We start from the raw sequence: 13,911 nt of genomic DNA, 5'->3' as shown, positions 1-13,911 counted from the left end.
CCTCACTTTCTTATATGGTCAACGAGAAAGTGTAAAACAATTAGAGGAATGAAACCTGGAATGCAAAACAAAAATCAAAATATGTCTAAAAACTTGTTATTGTTTCGTTTCTTCTTGTTGCTGTGTCTAGTGTGCATCACAGCCCCGGCTACGGGTGAGGCAGGATCGGGCAACCAAAGGCGGTTCATATTCTCATAGGTTTAAGGGCATAGCCCTCACTCTTTGCCCTTTCATTCGCGAGTGAAGATACATATAAAATCTTTTTGATGAATTGCTTAGTCATCTTTAATGCTCCTTCGAATATTTTGTATCCTATTCATAATCTCTCCTTTGCCAATATAAAAAGACACACAATCGGATGTCTTACTCTCTTTCTACTAGAACGCCTGTAATCACCGGTGTCTCTTCACCTTCTTGCACAGGGCCGTAAGCTGAAACCTTATCACCCTTAGTTAATGTTAAATAACTCATGTTCATCACTAGATACAAACACTTTTCACCGTCTTCTTCCTGAGAAATTATAAACGAATCTTTATCCGTTACACTCTCGACTGTACCAGTTATCTTCACAACTTTATCAACTGGTGGATCGTTTACATTTAATTCTTCGTATGACGCTTGAGCAGCAATTTCCTTTACTGTTTCGTTAACTTCTGTACGTGCTGTGTCTGTAGACTCGTCTTCTTGAGTAACACCAGCATCATCTATAGACAACCCATCTGTGTTTGATTCCTTGTTTATTTCATTCTGTTTCGCAGTGTCATTGTTTTTCGTTTCATTGCTGGTTGAACAGCCAGCAAGCAGTCCAATAGATATCAAAGTAATTATTATGTATTTCATGTAACTCCCTCCATTATGAGAAGAGTATACCTTACATGATTGTTTCAAACTACTTTTTAATAGACAAAAGTTAATCCCTCCTCCATACTTCCTTTCCTCTGTTCACATGTGCCACTGCATCGCGCAGCTACCCAAATAAAAAAGCACCCCGAGGGATGCTTTTTTATTTTCTTTTCACATCAAATTGCGTGACAAGTCGCATATTAACATTTGCTATACGCTTACCATCTTCAAACTCATACCAATGTTCACATTCTTGCAATTCTTTTATAAGTGCTTTCTCAGATTCTGCAATTACTTTAGCTGTTCTTAAATTTTCATTATCAAACCAAAAAACAACTTCAAATTTCATAAACTTTCACCTCTAGATTTATTATCAGACAAGAGGACTAGAAATGAAACAGTTCGCAAAATTTGTCGAACGGTTCCCTTTTAATCACATATTTATTCTTTCTAAACTGCCACCGTACCGCCAATTGTCTATCCTGAGATTTACCGGAAGCAGTTTACAGAGAATATAAAAAAGCGCCTTCCGCCTTCCCCACGACGGGAAAGCGCCTTAACGAATATAAAAAAGAATCTAAGATAATAATTTTATCTGAGCGTAACACCTTCAACACTTTATTTGCGCTTAGTTAAAGCCTTGCGTTAGACGCATTCAATCTTTAATTAATATACGTAAGGCTTTACACATCCTCAATGTATGAGTGCCGATGTCATCCAAACCAACATACTCAGCAGCCGCCCTGAGAATCTTGTATGCCATCGACCGGGATATTGGCTTGTTAATCCCTTCACGGCTTTTAAAGAGAAATTCATGATCCTCTTTCCCTTCGACATAGGCCTTAGATTCTCTTTGAAGAGCAGGCGTCATGTCGATTCTCTTTTTCTTTTTCGTTTTCTTTTCTATGAGATTGAAGTATGGCCGTTTAGCGTCTCTTACTCTCAGCTGCAGAATATCCGATATGCGGAGCCCTGAATTGATACCGGTCACAAATAGCATGTAATTCCTCATGTTTTGCTCTTTTAAAAACCTCTTGATGTAGAAAATACATTCCGGATCACGTATAGGCTGAACAAAATTCATTAAGAAGCTGCCCCTTTCTTGTAGACTTCTTCTCTTAGAGCAAACGCCAGCCTATAGAGAGCTTTTGCCTTTACACGATAGTAACTTCGCTGGCTCATTCCGATTTCTGCATATACTTCATAATCGTACATTTCTTCCGGCTTCATATAGAGCATGAAGATGATCTGCCGTTCTCTTTGAGAAAGCCGGTTAACAGCCTTTTGAATCCTTTTTAAGAATTTGTCACGCTGAATCTCCCAATCAAGACGCTTTAACGCTGCATCTTCCGTCGATGAATGAAATTCATTCGTAATGCTTGGCGGAACAATGCTGTAAGTTGGTGTAACCTTTGGCAAAAAATCATCTGGCACCTGTAAGAGATATATCCGGTATTGATCAAGCAGCTTCTCTGCTTTTAATTTAGTCGCTTCTTCGTCAATCTGAGGAATGTTTAATGTTAATTGATTCATATTTTTACCCTCCCGTTTATTTGCGTCTTAAAGCCCCGCCTTTGCCTCTTTTCAATGTTTGCCTATCTTGCACCCATCATTTGCCGCCAAAACCGTTCAGAACGCTCCTGTGCGTTTTTATTGGGCTTTTTCTTCCTCTTCTTCATGCCATCCCTCCGTTCAAATAAAAAACGGACACCAAACAAACAGCTTTAATGCTGTAAGTTCAGTGTCCGCAGGCTTTCCGTCTTGGACTTATTTAATTTTAATTACGTTTATATTCATACTTCTATTTTATCTATTATTCTAATAATTTTCATCCGCGAATTTAGAAATTAATTCTGTAAATTTATAAAACTGTTCATTTTGTGATACATAACGGTCAAAGAGATTAAATTTATTGAACATAGCCTTTCGTAAACCGGTACTAAGTTCAAGCTGAATACTCTTGCCAGTTCTATTTCTATTTGCGATATTTTCCGGGTCTTCCTGCAAGTCGGCTGTCTTCCGCCAATAACTACGCAGAAAATCCGGCTTGGTTAAGTACATCCGTTAATTTCTGCGCTCTTACTCGATCAGTGCCGCCAACTTTAACATGCTAGACTGTTTACGATGTAAACACTTTTCTACAAAAATATGCCCACACCTCTTCTGGTGTAGGCATATTTTTGTATTTAATAAGTTGAAATTGTTCCAGATCCTTCAAAATACCAATATGAACCTGATTGTTTTTTCATGACCATATAATAATTTCCTGCTGGTATATCTACTAAATCCTCATCAAAATAGGTGGTTTCACCATCTGCAACATCTATTGTAAAACTGTCGATCACTGGGTCAGTGCCCAATACATCTTTTTTAATCTCAACTAATACTGTCGTTTCGTCTTCCGATTCATATCCAGTAGCATAAATTTCTCCTGAAACATTCAAGGTTCCTGCACAAAGGGCTCTGGTTACTCCCGTGAGTTTGGCGGAAAATTCAAAGTCAAAATCGTAAGAGTCATAACACGAAGCAGCCGGGGTTACAGAATTCGCAGTCGGTTTTTCAGAGTTCAATGATGATGCATTCGCCGTTGCAAACGGACTGATCGCCAAGCAAATAAGTACGCTAAACAAAGTAAGAATCTTTTTCACCATTTTATTCCCCCCATATTGTTGCTTTGCACAATAAAAATATTAACATATTAGTAAATTAATGACAATCATATTTTTGGGCTTTATTTTATTTTCTACTAGATTATTTGTTTTCTATTCTCGATTACAAATATATAATTGATAATGAATACGATCTTATTCGTACAAAATCGCCAAAAGTACGACTTTATTCGCACAACCAAAAAGTGGGATGGCGCTAGAGCCACAAGGGATATTACTTGAAGTATTCCGGCAAGATTTTCAGCTTATGAACTTGCCTGTAATCCATCACACAAATTCCTCCTCAACGCCCATGCTGCAGCCGCATTTCGGGCAGCTGGCATCTGGGCGGATTTATATATTTAAACTAAGTTCACAAATTACTAACAAAAATTCCCTTGGATACTTTTTCATTTCATGTAATAATACAGTTGTACTAAAAACAAAAGGAGTGTTTAAAATGAAATTGAAAAAAGTTTTAACTGGTTCTGCATTGTCCCTTGCTTTACTCGTTTCCGCTGCTCCTGCCTTTGCTGCAAGCCCTACTAATACTCATTCTGAAGAAAGTACAACAAAGGAAGTATCTGCATTAGGAACCCTAGTTGTTCGTGGATTACCTTCTGATCCAGAGCCAGGTCCAACAATCACTATAAACGGAACAACATATTATTTAGACAATGTTACTTTTTATCCTGATGGATCTTATACCGCCTACTATTCAAGTTAACTATGAGGAGGCTATGAGCCTCCTCTTCCCCTAGCCTAGTTACTCCCAATCACTCCCGGTAGAACGGCAATCGTAAGGAATAAAACCACTGCAATCGCCCCAATCAGCCAGCCATTTGTCTTGTCTCTTTTTGCAATAATTGCGTCCTTACCAACCATTTTCAGATCGTCAGCCTGAGCCTGCCGGAATTGATGGACCATTATCTCCTGCTGGCGCTTGTTTTCCTCGATGATTGCCTGCTGCTTTTTCATGAAGCCGATCATAATTTCTTTGACATATCTCTTTTCGATGATGTAGCAAGGCCCTGCGTTTATATCACATGGCTGCAGCTCCTCCTCAGAAGCTAATTGCCACAATGACAAGTCACTTATAATTTCCTGCAATTTATCCATGTCCGTTCCTCCCATATTGCAGAGAGGACCGGCCCCTCTGCGTCACATTTTATATCCGATCTCAAAATCAATTCTGGAAAGATTGCCTTTTGACGTTTGCACGATGGTTTTCCCGTGCTCTGGCATTTCCGTTAACTTGGACGTAATTTTTGTCATTTTCAATTTGATTAAGTACCTGTTCCAGATTTTCTATATGTTTTGGACAGTTCACCGTAAACGCCCCCGTATGGTATAATAGAAGTGTCGAGTTTTTATTTTCCATACGGGTGACGTCTACTAATGACTGTCATCACATCCAATCGTTCATCGGGAAACTTGCAGCTTTGTCTGTGGTTCTTCCGTTGGGATGATTGGATGTTTTTTTATATACTCCAAACGCTCCTCTTTCGTTATAATCCATGTAATGACTTCCCTATGCTGACGTAAGTTTTTATTTTCTAAAGTCAAGATGACTTCAAATGTTTAAATTCATATTACTGAAAAAACACAATAAAAAAAGCATTGAGCGATTCCGAAGAATATCTCAATGCTTGAAATGCATGACCAAAATATAGAAAAGGATATATTCCCCTTCGCCAAACCCCGCTACATCACCCGTTTGAACATCTTTTCCATCTCATACGTGGAATGATGAATCATAATCGGACGGCCGTGCGGGCATGTAAATGGGTCTGATGTGCTTCGGAGATCGTCCAGAAGCGCTTTGATCTCGTCGTTTCTGAGGTGGCGGTTTGCTTTGATTGAACCTTTGCAGCTCATCATAATCGCCGCTTCTTCGCGCAGTTTTTTGATATCAATGTATTTCGAATCGAGCACCTGCTGAATGATTTCTTCTATCAGCTCGGCTTCTTCTCCTTTTGGAAACCAAGCCGGGTGGCAGCGGACGATGTAACTGTTCGAGCCGAAAGACTCTAAAAAGACACCTACGCTTTCGAGCTCTTGTTGATGCTGTTCAATAATGAGTGCCTCGTTCGTGGAATAATGGAACGTGAGCGGCACAATCATGTCCTGCACCTCAGGCTCAACCTCCCCGACCTTTTCACGAAAATATTCGTATTTAATACGCTCTTGGGCGGCATGCTGGTCGATAATATATAAGCCGTTTTCGTTTTGCGCCAATATATAGGTCCCATGCATCTGGCCAATCGGGTACATGATCGGCACACGTTCAGATGATGTCTGCTGAAGTTCCTGAGCGGGCTCCTGTTCGAATGCTTCAGGCAATTCCTCTGAAACAGCAGGCTCTGCAATATCTTGTTTTGTTTCAGCCACAGAATGAGTTTCAAGCTGCTCTGAAGGCAATTCGTCTTCTATCTCAACTGGTTCTTTGACAACTGAACTGAGCTTCATTGGTGAATACGAAGGCATAGGCGCTTTTTCCGGCACTTTTCTTTCAGAAGGTTTATCATCAAAGGTCATGATCTGCTGCTCATTTTTGATCACAGGTGCTGACTTTTTCGGAAGCTGTGCGCTCGGTATCAGCTGCTGCTGTTTAAATACATCTTTTATGCCGTCACGAATTAAGTCGTGCAGCTCTGTTTCCTTGCTGAGCCGTACCTCAAGCTTCGAAGGGTGCACGTTGACATCGACTAAAATCGGGTCCATGGTGATTTCTATAAATGTGATCGGATGGCGTCCGATTGGCAAAAGTGTGTGATATCCTTCGTGCACCGCCTTGACGAGCGGGAAATTTTTAATATAACGGCCATTGATGACAGACGACATGTAATTTCTCGATGCCCGTGTAATCTCTGGCAGAGCGATATATCCCTTCACTTCAAAATCCAGTGAGCTGACATGAAGCGGCAGCATTTTTTTAGCGACAGCCGTACCGTAAATCGCGGCAAGGACATGGCGCACATCTCCATTTCCATTCGTTTGGAGAAGATTTTTTCCATGATGGCGAAGGCGGATCGATACCTCCGGATGTGCCAGCGCAATGCGGTTGACCACATCCGTAATATTCCCAAGCTCTGTATGAACGGTTTTCATATATTTCAAGCGGGCCGGTGTATTAAAAAACAGATTGGAAACGACAATTTCGGTTCCCTTCCTGCTTGAGGAACGCGATTCAGAAATAATGTTTCCGCCTTGGAGCATGAGCTTCGTTCCCGCTCCTTCTCCCGTGCTTGTCGTAATCTCCAGATGGGAGACTGACGCAATACTTGGCAGTGCCTCTCCCCTGAAGCCAAGTGTTCTCACTCTGAATAAATCATTCTCATCTTTTATTTTACTTGTTGCGTGGCGGCGGAAGGCACGCTTGCAATCTTCATTTTCCATTCCTTCTCCATTATCCAGAACACGAATGGATGCAAGACCCGCTTCCTCAATGTCGATTTCAATGACTGTGCTGTCAGCGTCGATGGCATTTTCCACCAATTCCTTTACGACTGAGGCCGGCCGTTCCACAACCTCGCCCGCCGCAATTTTATTTGAAAGTTCATCTGACAGCTGGATGACTTTTGCCACATTCATCACCCCGTTTTAATGTAATTTCTTTTGCAGCTTGTACATTTCATTCATCGCTTCCAGCGGTGTCATATCAAGTATATTCAGAGATTTAAAGATATCAAGTACTTGCTTTTCTTTTTTAGAAAGCTTTGGTGATACAGCCGGTTTATCCGATTCGTCAAAGAAGGACAGCTGTGCCGGCTCTTCTTTGACCTCATGTTTCTGTACTGGTACCTCAGGTTTCTGCACTGGCACTTCCGGTTTGTTCCCTGAATGCTCAAGTTCTTTTAGAATGTCTTGAGCGCGCGAAATCAGATCTTCCGGCAGCTCAGCCAGCTGGGCGACATGGATACCGTAGCTTTTGTCAGCGGCCCCTTCTTTAATTTGATGAAGAAAGACAACCGTTCCATTATATTCCTCAGCACGAACATGGACATTTTTCAGCTGCGGAAGCTTTTCTTCAAGAACCGTCAGCTCATGATAGTGCGTACTAAACAGCGTCTTGGCGCCAATATGGTCATGAACATATTCAATAATCGCTTGCGCAAGGGCCATGCCGTCATATGTGGACGTTCCCCGCCCGATTTCATCAAACAAAATGAGGCTGTTTTTGGTTGCATTTACAATCGCATTTTTGGCTTCAAGCATTTCCACCATAAATGTACTTTGTCCGGAAATCAAATCATCCGCCGCGCCGATTCGGGTGAAAATTTGATCAAAAATCGGAAGCATAGCTTTTTTCGCGGGCACAAAGCAGCCAATTTGCGCCATAATGGAGATGAGCGCGATTTGTCTCATGTATGTGCTTTTCCCCGACATGTTCGGTCCGGTAATGAGCAGCATCTGTCTGTTATCGCCCATCACACAGTTGTTAGGCACGTATTCCTGGCTGTCCATTACTTTTTCAACAACCGGGTGTCTGCCCTCTATGACCTCAACTTCATCTTTAGAAAACTCAGGTTTCGTGTAATGACGATTTTCACTAATTGTCGCAAAGCATTGCAGCGCATCGAGCTCACTCATCTGTTTGGCGAGCTGCTGCAAACGCGGAATATACAATTTCACTTTCTCACGCAGCTCGGTGAACAGCTCGTATTCCAGCTCGCAGATGTTATTTTCCGCTTCCAAAATGAGCGCTTCTTTTTCTTTTAATTCAGGTGTAATGTAGCGTTCTGCATTCGTTAGCGTCTGTTTCCGCTCATAGCGCCCTTCTTCAAGAAGGTGCAAATTCGCCTTTGTCACTTCAATATAATAGCCAAATACTTTATTGAAGCCGACTTTTAATGACCGAATGCCTGTATATTCACGTTCCTGCTGTTCAAGGCGGGCAATCCAGTCTTTCCCGTTTCTGCTAGCATCGCGGTATTCATCGAGTTTTTGATTGTACCCGTCTTTGATCAGGTTCCCTTCTTTTACTGATATCGGAGGGTTTTCGTACAGGGCTCCTTCCAGTAATTCTAGAACATCACCGCACGGGTCAATCCGCTCCGCACGCTCCTTCGCTTTCTTATGAGCCAGTGAAGCAACAAGCTGTTTAATGCCGGGCACTTGCTTTAATGATTCCTTCAGCTGAATGAGATCCCGTGCATTGACATTTCCGAATGCGACACGGCCTGCAAGGCGTTCTAAATCATAGACTTCCTTTAAACGCTCACGCAGATCTTCCCGTTCAAAGAAATGGGACATTAATGTTTCCACCATTTCTTGACGCTCTTCAATTTGATTCACTCTGATAAGCGGACGGTCAATCCACTGTTTCAGCAGCCGCCCTCCCATCGCAGTTTTTGTTTCATCAAGCAGCCATAACAGGGAGCCTTTTTTATTTTTTGAACGGATCGTTTCAGTCAGCTCCAAATTTCGCTTTGAGTACAAGTCGATTTTCATGGCTTCTTCAAGCTCATACACTTGTACAGGCTGAAGGTGATCTAAGCTCCGTTTCTGAGTCCTTTTCAGATACGTATATAAACGGAGAAACGTTTTCGTTACGTCCGGATTCTGCAAATGATCAATAATCTGAACGTGCTCATCCGTTTCCCCATCTTCAATTGAAATGGTAGCGCCGCACCGCTCCTTCAGCTGAGCAACCGTCTTTTCATCAAGGCTTCCCGATACGACAATTTCCCGCGCGCCGACCGAATAAATTTCTGATATGACGTCTTCCAGCCGTTCAATTAAAACAGCCAAATTTTCACCCGTTGTTAAATCGGACAGCGCCAGCCCGTATCCGTTTGAGCAGGCCGAAACTGATGCAATAAAGTTGTTTTCTGATTCATGGATGCCTTTTCCGTCCATTACAGTTCCAGGCGTAATCAGCTGAACGACTTCACGTTTGACGACGCCCTTTGCAGCCTTTGGATCCTCCGTTTGTTCGCATATGGCTACCTTGTATCCTTTTTTAATAAGCTGTTCAATATAAGCCGAAGCAGAATGATACGGAACACCGCACATCGGTATTTTTTCAGCGGCGCCTCCGTCTCTGCTTGTTAACGTAATTTCCAGCTCTTGTGATGCTTTTTTAGCGTCCTCAAAAAACATTTCGTAAAAATCACCGAGACGAAAAAATAAAAAGGCATCCTGGTGCTCTGCCTTTATTTTTAAATATTGCTGTATCATAGGCGTATAAGTAGCCATTGTTTAATCCCTCACTATGTATCAACGTTTCTATTTGCCAGCCTTCATTATAACATAAACAGAAAGTGTTAAAAGAATGATATGTCTATATAAAAAAGAGACTTGGGGTACCGACTCCCCTAGTCTCTTTTTTATTCTTCAGGATCTCCCACTAAAAATTCAGGATTGATGTCCTCCAGCTCTTCATCAAGTTCGTCTTCCCAATCCTCTTCGTCATCCTCTTCCCAATCAGAATTCACTTCTACAACAACCTTTGTTTCCCCTACCACTTCCGCCAAAAATTCCCTCTCCGCTTGCACGACAATTTTATTGCCATTTGGAGATATGGTGACTTCAAGGCAGTTTGGCTGCTGAAGCACTTTTGCAATCACTTCATGCTCATCGTCTAAGTAATTGTTATCTCTGTATCTGAGTTTAATCACATCGACGTACTTCACTCGTTCTGTGACAACTTCTGTTTTTGTATTGTCTGCGTAAGAGTACCATACGTTTATATCGTAATACCCTTCAATTTCTACGGTTTTTCCGATTTTTTCTGCGTCATACTTGTGATTGATAATCCAACCCCCCAAAATGCTGCTCGGTTTTTTCTCAGGGGAGATGGTATTGGTGCACTGTGTAAATTTTCTGCCTTTCGCTACTACCGCCTTCGTGATAATTTCCCTGTATTCAGACATTCCGGCATGCCTCCTTGTTCTTCTTCGTGTTATCTTATGCTGGGCATTCGTCTAGTGTGCATTTTTATAAATAAAATATAAAAATACAAAGTTTCTGTTCCATTGTATGCAGGGGTGCCTAGAAACTTTACTCATAAGTGCGATAAAGTTTATTTGGCTAAAGGCGGCAAAACAGATTGAATATTTAGTACATAGTTTATTTAGTTCTGTTAATAGTTTAACATAAAAAAACACGGTGCCTTTTCAGGCCCGTGTTTAAAGAGAACAGCTGTTATTTGAATGTTTCATCTTCGAACCGGTTTCTCCTTTTAGAAGGTCGCCTCCGGTTGATGCAATGATTTCATTTGTGACCTGATTGGAAATGGTGGTCGCCACGAGCTGCAGAAGGTCATTCACCTCAACCTGAGAATCTCTGAATTCCTGGATGACAGGAATGTCTTCAAGCTCCTCTTGCAGCGCATCAATTTTTTCTTCTACTTGTTTGAGCGCTTCGAGTTTTTGGTAATGCTTCAGATTAACAGCTTGTTTTTGCAGGGCTTTAATCTGATTAATGATTACAGACACTTTTGCGTTCTCATTAATTTGCGCTTCAGCCCGTTTGAAAAAATCAACCTCTTCTGTTTCAGAGATCATTTTTGCAAGGTTTCGTGCTTGCTGCACAATGTCTTTTTTAGAGTAGAGCGTCATCTTATTTCACCTCGATTGCTTCTCCTGCCATTTCTCCGTCAAGAGACCACGTTTTCGCTTGCTGGATTTTCACGCGAACGATTTTGCCGATCGCTTCCTTTGGTCCTTTGAAATTCACAAGCTTGCTTTTTTCAGTGTAGCCGGCAAGAACCTCAGGGTTGTTTTTGCTTTCGCCCTCAACTAATACTTCGACAACCTTGCCTTCATATTCCTTCATTTTTTTAGCAGAAATTTCATTAACCAGTGCGTTCAGACGCTGCAGGCGTTCTTTTTTCACTCTCATCGGAACGTTATCTTTCATTTTTGCTGCAGGTGTGCCTTCACGCGGAGAGTAAATGAACGTATAGGCGCTGTCAAACTCCACTTCACGGTATAATGACAGCGTTTCTTCAAACTGTTCGTCCGTTTCGTTAGGGAAGCCGACGATAATGTCAGTTGTTAAAGAAGCGTTTGGCATAGCCGCTTTGATTTTTCTGACGAGCTCCATGTAACGCTCTCTGTCATATTTGCGTGCCATCAGTTTCAAGACCTCTGAGCTTCCTGATTGGACCGGCAGATGAATATGATCGAGTAGATTGCCGCCTTTTGCAAGCACTTCAATGAGATGGTCATCAAAGTCACGCGGATGACTCGTTGTGAAACGGATTCTCGGGATATCGATTTTGCGCAGCTCATCCATCAAATCACCAAGGCCGTAGTTCATATCTTCAAAATCTTTTCCGTACGCGTTTACGTTTTGGCCTAAAAGTGTAATTTCCTTATAGCCTTCGCTTGCAAGTCTTCTTACTTCCTGAATGATCTCTTCCGGACGGCGGCTTCTTTCTTTTCCGCGTGTATACGGGACGATGCAATACGTACAGAACTTGTCACAGCCGTACATGATGTTGACCCAGCCCTTAATTTTTCCGTTGCGGACTTTCGGAAGGTTTTCAATGACATCGCCTTCCTTGGACCAAACTTCTATGACCATTTCTTTTGAAAGGTATGCTTCAGACAAAAGCTCCGGCAGACGATGGATATTATGCGTACCGAAAATCATATCGACAAACGGATGTTTTTTCAAAATCCTGTTAACGACTGATTCCTCTTGTGACATACAGCCGCAAACGCCTAAGATAAGATCCGGGTTATTTTTTTTGAGTGCTTTTAAGTGTCCAAGCTCACCAAATACCTTGTTTTCCGCATTTTCACGGATCGCACATGTATTTAACAGAATGACATTGGCATCGTCAACAGAGTTTGTCGCTTCATAGCCAAGAGCCATAAAGATGCCTGCCATTACTTCTGTATCATGTTCGTTCATTTGGCAGCCGTACGTCCGGATATAGAATTTTCTTCCTTCACCCATGCCTTTGAATTCTTCAGAAATTTTAAAGTCATTATGATAAGTAACGGCTTCTTTGCCGCGTTTTTTCGCATCTTTTAAAGAAGGCGGAATGTAGACAGCTTCAAAGTACTTGCTGTAATCCTTCTCGGATTTTTTGTCCGATGGATTAACTTGTCCGCTCTCTAATTTTTGCTTTTCATTCATATGATATTTCTCCTTTCAAACCAAACTTCCACCCTCCAGTATAAAGGTTATTGAAGCTCTGCACAACTGGCAACCTATCATTGTACACTCATTGAGAATAATAATCAATAAGGAATGAAAGGGAGAAGAGTGTTCCCTTCTCCTTACAATAGCTGAAGCTCCTTTGCTGTCTTTTCAATGGCATCAAGCGCCTGATCCAGTTCTTCTTTGGTGTGCTCGGCTGTAATAATTGTGCGTATTCTGGCTTTTCCTTTTGCAACAGTCGGGAAAACGATGCTTTGTGCAAAAACACCTTGTGACAGAAGCTGATCAGAAAATTGCTTCGCTGCCCCCTCATCACCTATTAAAATAGGCAAAATCGGCGTCTCGCTCTGTGTGAGAGTAAAACCCATTTGGACAAGCATTGATTTAAAATAATGTGTATTCTCCCACAGACGCTCCATATGCTCCGGCTCTTCCAGCAAGACATCAATTGCTTCCATACAAGCTGCAGTTACAGCCGGAGGATGTGACGTGCTAAATAAAAACGGACGGCCTTTATGACGCAAATAGTCGATTAACACCTTTGAACCGGCAGCGTATCCCCCTAAAACTCCGATTGCCTTGCTTAACGTTCCGACTTGAATATGAACCCTTCCGTCAAGACCGAAATGATTTACCGTCCCTCTGCCGTTTTCGCCAAGCACTCCGGATGAGTGGGCGTCATCAACCATCACAAAAGCGTCATATTTCTCAGCGAGCTCCACAATGTCAGGCAGAGGAGCAATATTTCCATCCATTGAAAATACGCCGTCAGTGACAATCAAACGCATGCGGTAATTCATTGATTTTCTCAGCACCTTCTCTAAATCACTCATATTTACATGCTGATAAACCTTTTTATCTGCCTTAGTCAATCTGATTCCATCAATGATAGAGGCATGGTTCAATTCATCAGAAATGACAATATCGTCTTTTGAAAGAATGCTGGAAAGTACACCTTGGTTTGTTGTAAAGCCTGATTGGAAGACAAGTGCCGCCTCTGTTTTTTTAAAGGCTGCCAGCTTTTTCTCCAATTCTTGATGCATGGTAAACGTTCCGGCGATTGTCCGGACTGAACCGGTTCCGGCTCCAAATTGCTGAGCAGCTTCCTGTACAGCTTTGATGAGTCTTGGGTGTGAAGTAAATCCGAGGTAATTATTAGAAGAAAGCTGAATGACTTTTTTATGATTCACTGTAACAGAAGGGCCCTGCATTGATTCCACCTGTTTAACGTCTTGCCATGTATGGTTTTCTTTCATTCTTTCAAGCTCTGCTTTTAGAAACTCAAATTCTTTTGTCATGT

14 protein-coding genes and 2 pseudogenes are annotated in these 13,911 nt (G+C 41.9%); 1 reads left to right on the top strand and 15 read right to left on the bottom strand.

Features of this window, described 5'->3' with window-relative positions; all coding sequences use genetic code 11:
• Positions 1 to 363: 363 nt before the first annotated feature.
• From P3L57_RS09155 to P3L57_RS09135, 7 genes and pseudogenes are all read right to left on the bottom strand, one after another.
• Positions 364 to 840 carry a putative periplasmic lipoprotein gene (locus P3L57_RS09155; protein ID WP_069486551.1) on the bottom strand — a complete coding sequence of 159 codons (477 nt, stop codon included), beginning with the start codon at positions 838 to 840 and terminating at the stop codon, positions 364 to 366.
• A gap of 163 nt (positions 841 to 1,003) precedes the next feature.
• Entirely contained in the window at positions 1,004 to 1,192 is a 189-nt protein-coding gene (locus P3L57_RS09150; RefSeq protein ID WP_024121464.1) for a hypothetical protein, read from the bottom strand.
• Positions 1,193 to 1,534: 342 nt separating this feature from the next.
• Positions 1,535 to 1,927: pseudogene (locus P3L57_RS09145) on the bottom strand (tyrosine-type recombinase/integrase); the annotation flags it as partial.
• The gene (locus tag P3L57_RS09140) at positions 1,927 to 2,376 is read right to left on the bottom strand and encodes an ArpU family phage packaging/lysis transcriptional regulator (RefSeq protein WP_059292752.1); all 450 of its coding nucleotides are present in this window, start codon (positions 2,374 to 2,376) and stop codon (positions 1,927 to 1,929) included. The gene P3L57_RS09140 and the pseudogene P3L57_RS09145, both read right to left, overlap by 1 nt.
• Before the next feature lie 16 nt (positions 2,377 to 2,392).
• Positions 2,393 to 2,522 (bottom strand): annotated as a pseudogene (locus P3L57_RS20735) (hypothetical protein).
• A gap of 139 nt (positions 2,523 to 2,661) precedes the next feature.
• Positions 2,662 to 2,904 (bottom strand): poly-gamma-glutamate hydrolase family protein, encoded by a 243-nt coding sequence (locus tag P3L57_RS20730; RefSeq protein ID WP_069486550.1) that lies wholly within the window; start codon positions 2,902 to 2,904, stop codon positions 2,662 to 2,664.
• Positions 2,905 to 3,029: 125 nt separating this feature from the next.
• Positions 3,030 to 3,494: a hypothetical protein gene (locus P3L57_RS09135; protein ID WP_059292754.1), complete on the bottom strand. Its 465-nt coding sequence runs from the start codon at positions 3,492 to 3,494 to the stop codon at positions 3,030 to 3,032.
• A 457-nt stretch (positions 3,495 to 3,951) separates the two neighbouring features.
• Here P3L57_RS09135 and P3L57_RS09130 point away from each other — a divergent pair, with 457 nt between their 5' ends.
• Positions 3,952 to 4,218, top strand: coding sequence for a hypothetical protein (locus tag P3L57_RS09130; RefSeq protein WP_059292755.1), 267 nt, complete (start codon positions 3,952 to 3,954; stop codon positions 4,216 to 4,218).
• Positions 4,219 to 4,253: 35 nt separating this feature from the next.
• Here the strand turns inward: P3L57_RS09130 and P3L57_RS09125 are convergent, their stop codons facing one another.
• From P3L57_RS09125 to P3L57_RS09090, 8 genes are all read right to left on the bottom strand, one after another.
• A complete protein-coding gene (locus P3L57_RS09125) occupies positions 4,254 to 4,481 on the bottom strand; it encodes a hypothetical protein (protein ID WP_254665042.1) in 228 nt (75 codons plus the stop codon).
• 171 nt (positions 4,482 to 4,652) lie between these two features.
• Positions 4,653 to 4,766, bottom strand: a complete 114-nt coding sequence (locus tag P3L57_RS09120; protein WP_158003514.1) for an XtrA/YqaO family protein — start codon at positions 4,764 to 4,766, stop codon at positions 4,653 to 4,655.
• Between the two features lie 429 nt (positions 4,767 to 5,195).
• Complete coding sequence (gene mutL, locus P3L57_RS09115) at positions 5,196 to 7,079, bottom strand: DNA mismatch repair endonuclease MutL (RefSeq protein WP_059352930.1); 1,884 nt, start codon at positions 7,077 to 7,079, stop codon at positions 5,196 to 5,198.
• A gap of 15 nt (positions 7,080 to 7,094) precedes the next feature.
• Positions 7,095 to 9,692 carry a DNA mismatch repair protein MutS gene (mutS, locus tag P3L57_RS09110; protein ID WP_069486548.1) on the bottom strand — a complete coding sequence of 866 codons (2,598 nt, stop codon included), beginning with the start codon at positions 9,690 to 9,692 and terminating at the stop codon, positions 7,095 to 7,097.
• 131 nt (positions 9,693 to 9,823) lie between these two features.
• Entirely contained in the window at positions 9,824 to 10,369 is a 546-nt protein-coding gene (cotE, locus tag P3L57_RS09105; protein ID WP_024121461.1) for an outer spore coat protein CotE, read from the bottom strand.
• Positions 10,370 to 10,624: 255 nt separating this feature from the next.
• The gene (ricA, locus tag P3L57_RS09100) at positions 10,625 to 11,056 is read right to left on the bottom strand and encodes a regulatory iron-sulfur-containing complex subunit RicA (RefSeq protein ID WP_010334317.1); all 432 of its coding nucleotides are present in this window, start codon (positions 11,054 to 11,056) and stop codon (positions 10,625 to 10,627) included.
• 1 nt (position 11,057) lies between these two features.
• The gene (miaB, locus tag P3L57_RS09095; protein WP_024121459.1) at positions 11,058 to 12,587 is read right to left on the bottom strand and encodes a tRNA (N6-isopentenyl adenosine(37)-C2)-methylthiotransferase MiaB; all 1,530 of its coding nucleotides are present in this window, start codon (positions 12,585 to 12,587) and stop codon (positions 11,058 to 11,060) included.
• A 143-nt stretch (positions 12,588 to 12,730) separates the two neighbouring features.
• Positions 12,731 to 13,909 (bottom strand): glycine C-acetyltransferase, encoded by a 1,179-nt coding sequence (locus tag P3L57_RS09090; RefSeq protein ID WP_069486547.1) that lies wholly within the window; start codon positions 13,907 to 13,909, stop codon positions 12,731 to 12,733.
• Between the last annotated feature and the right edge of the window lie 2 nt (positions 13,910 to 13,911).

The organism is Bacillus sp. B28 (assembly GCF_029536185.1).
Lineage (GTDB): Bacteria > Bacillota > Bacilli > Bacillales > Bacillaceae > Bacillus > Bacillus halotolerans.
Note: the sequence above shows the minus strand (reverse complement) of the source record. Positions and strands in the feature narration are given on the sequence as shown.

Coding starts and splice junctions, on each gene's coding strand:
- P3L57_RS09130 (WP_059292755.1), top strand. CDS start 3,952: ATGAAATTGAAAAAAGTTTTAACTGGTTCTGCATTGTCCCTTGCTTTA.
- P3L57_RS20730 (WP_069486550.1), bottom strand. CDS start 2,904: ATGTACTTAACCAAGCCGGATTTTCTGCGTAGTTATTGGCGGAAGACA.
- P3L57_RS09150 (WP_024121464.1), bottom strand. CDS start 1,192: ATGAAATTTGAAGTTGTTTTTTGGTTTGATAATGAAAATTTAAGAACA.
- cotE (WP_024121461.1), bottom strand. CDS start 10,369: ATGTCTGAATACAGGGAAATTATCACGAAGGCGGTAGTAGCGAAAGGC.
- P3L57_RS09090 (WP_069486547.1), bottom strand. CDS start 13,909: ATGACAAAAGAATTTGAGTTTCTAAAAGCAGAGCTTGAAAGAATGAAA.
- ricA (WP_010334317.1), bottom strand. CDS start 11,056: ATGACGCTCTACTCTAAAAAAGACATTGTGCAGCAAGCACGAAACCTT.
- P3L57_RS09120 (WP_158003514.1), bottom strand. CDS start 4,766: ATGACAAAAATTACGTCCAAGTTAACGGAAATGCCAGAGCACGGGAAA.
- P3L57_RS09125 (WP_254665042.1), bottom strand. CDS start 4,481: ATGATCGGCTTCATGAAAAAGCAGCAGGCAATCATCGAGGAAAACAAG.
- P3L57_RS09155 (WP_069486551.1), bottom strand. CDS start 840: ATGAAATACATAATAATTACTTTGATATCTATTGGACTGCTTGCTGGC.
- mutS (WP_069486548.1), bottom strand. CDS start 9,692: ATGGCTACTTATACGCCTATGATACAGCAATATTTAAAAATAAAGGCA.
- miaB (WP_024121459.1), bottom strand. CDS start 12,587: ATGAATGAAAAGCAAAAATTAGAGAGCGGACAAGTTAATCCATCGGAC.
- P3L57_RS09135 (WP_059292754.1), bottom strand. CDS start 3,494: ATGGTGAAAAAGATTCTTACTTTGTTTAGCGTACTTATTTGCTTGGCG.
- P3L57_RS09140 (WP_059292752.1), bottom strand. CDS start 2,376: ATGAATCAATTAACATTAAACATTCCTCAGATTGACGAAGAAGCGACT.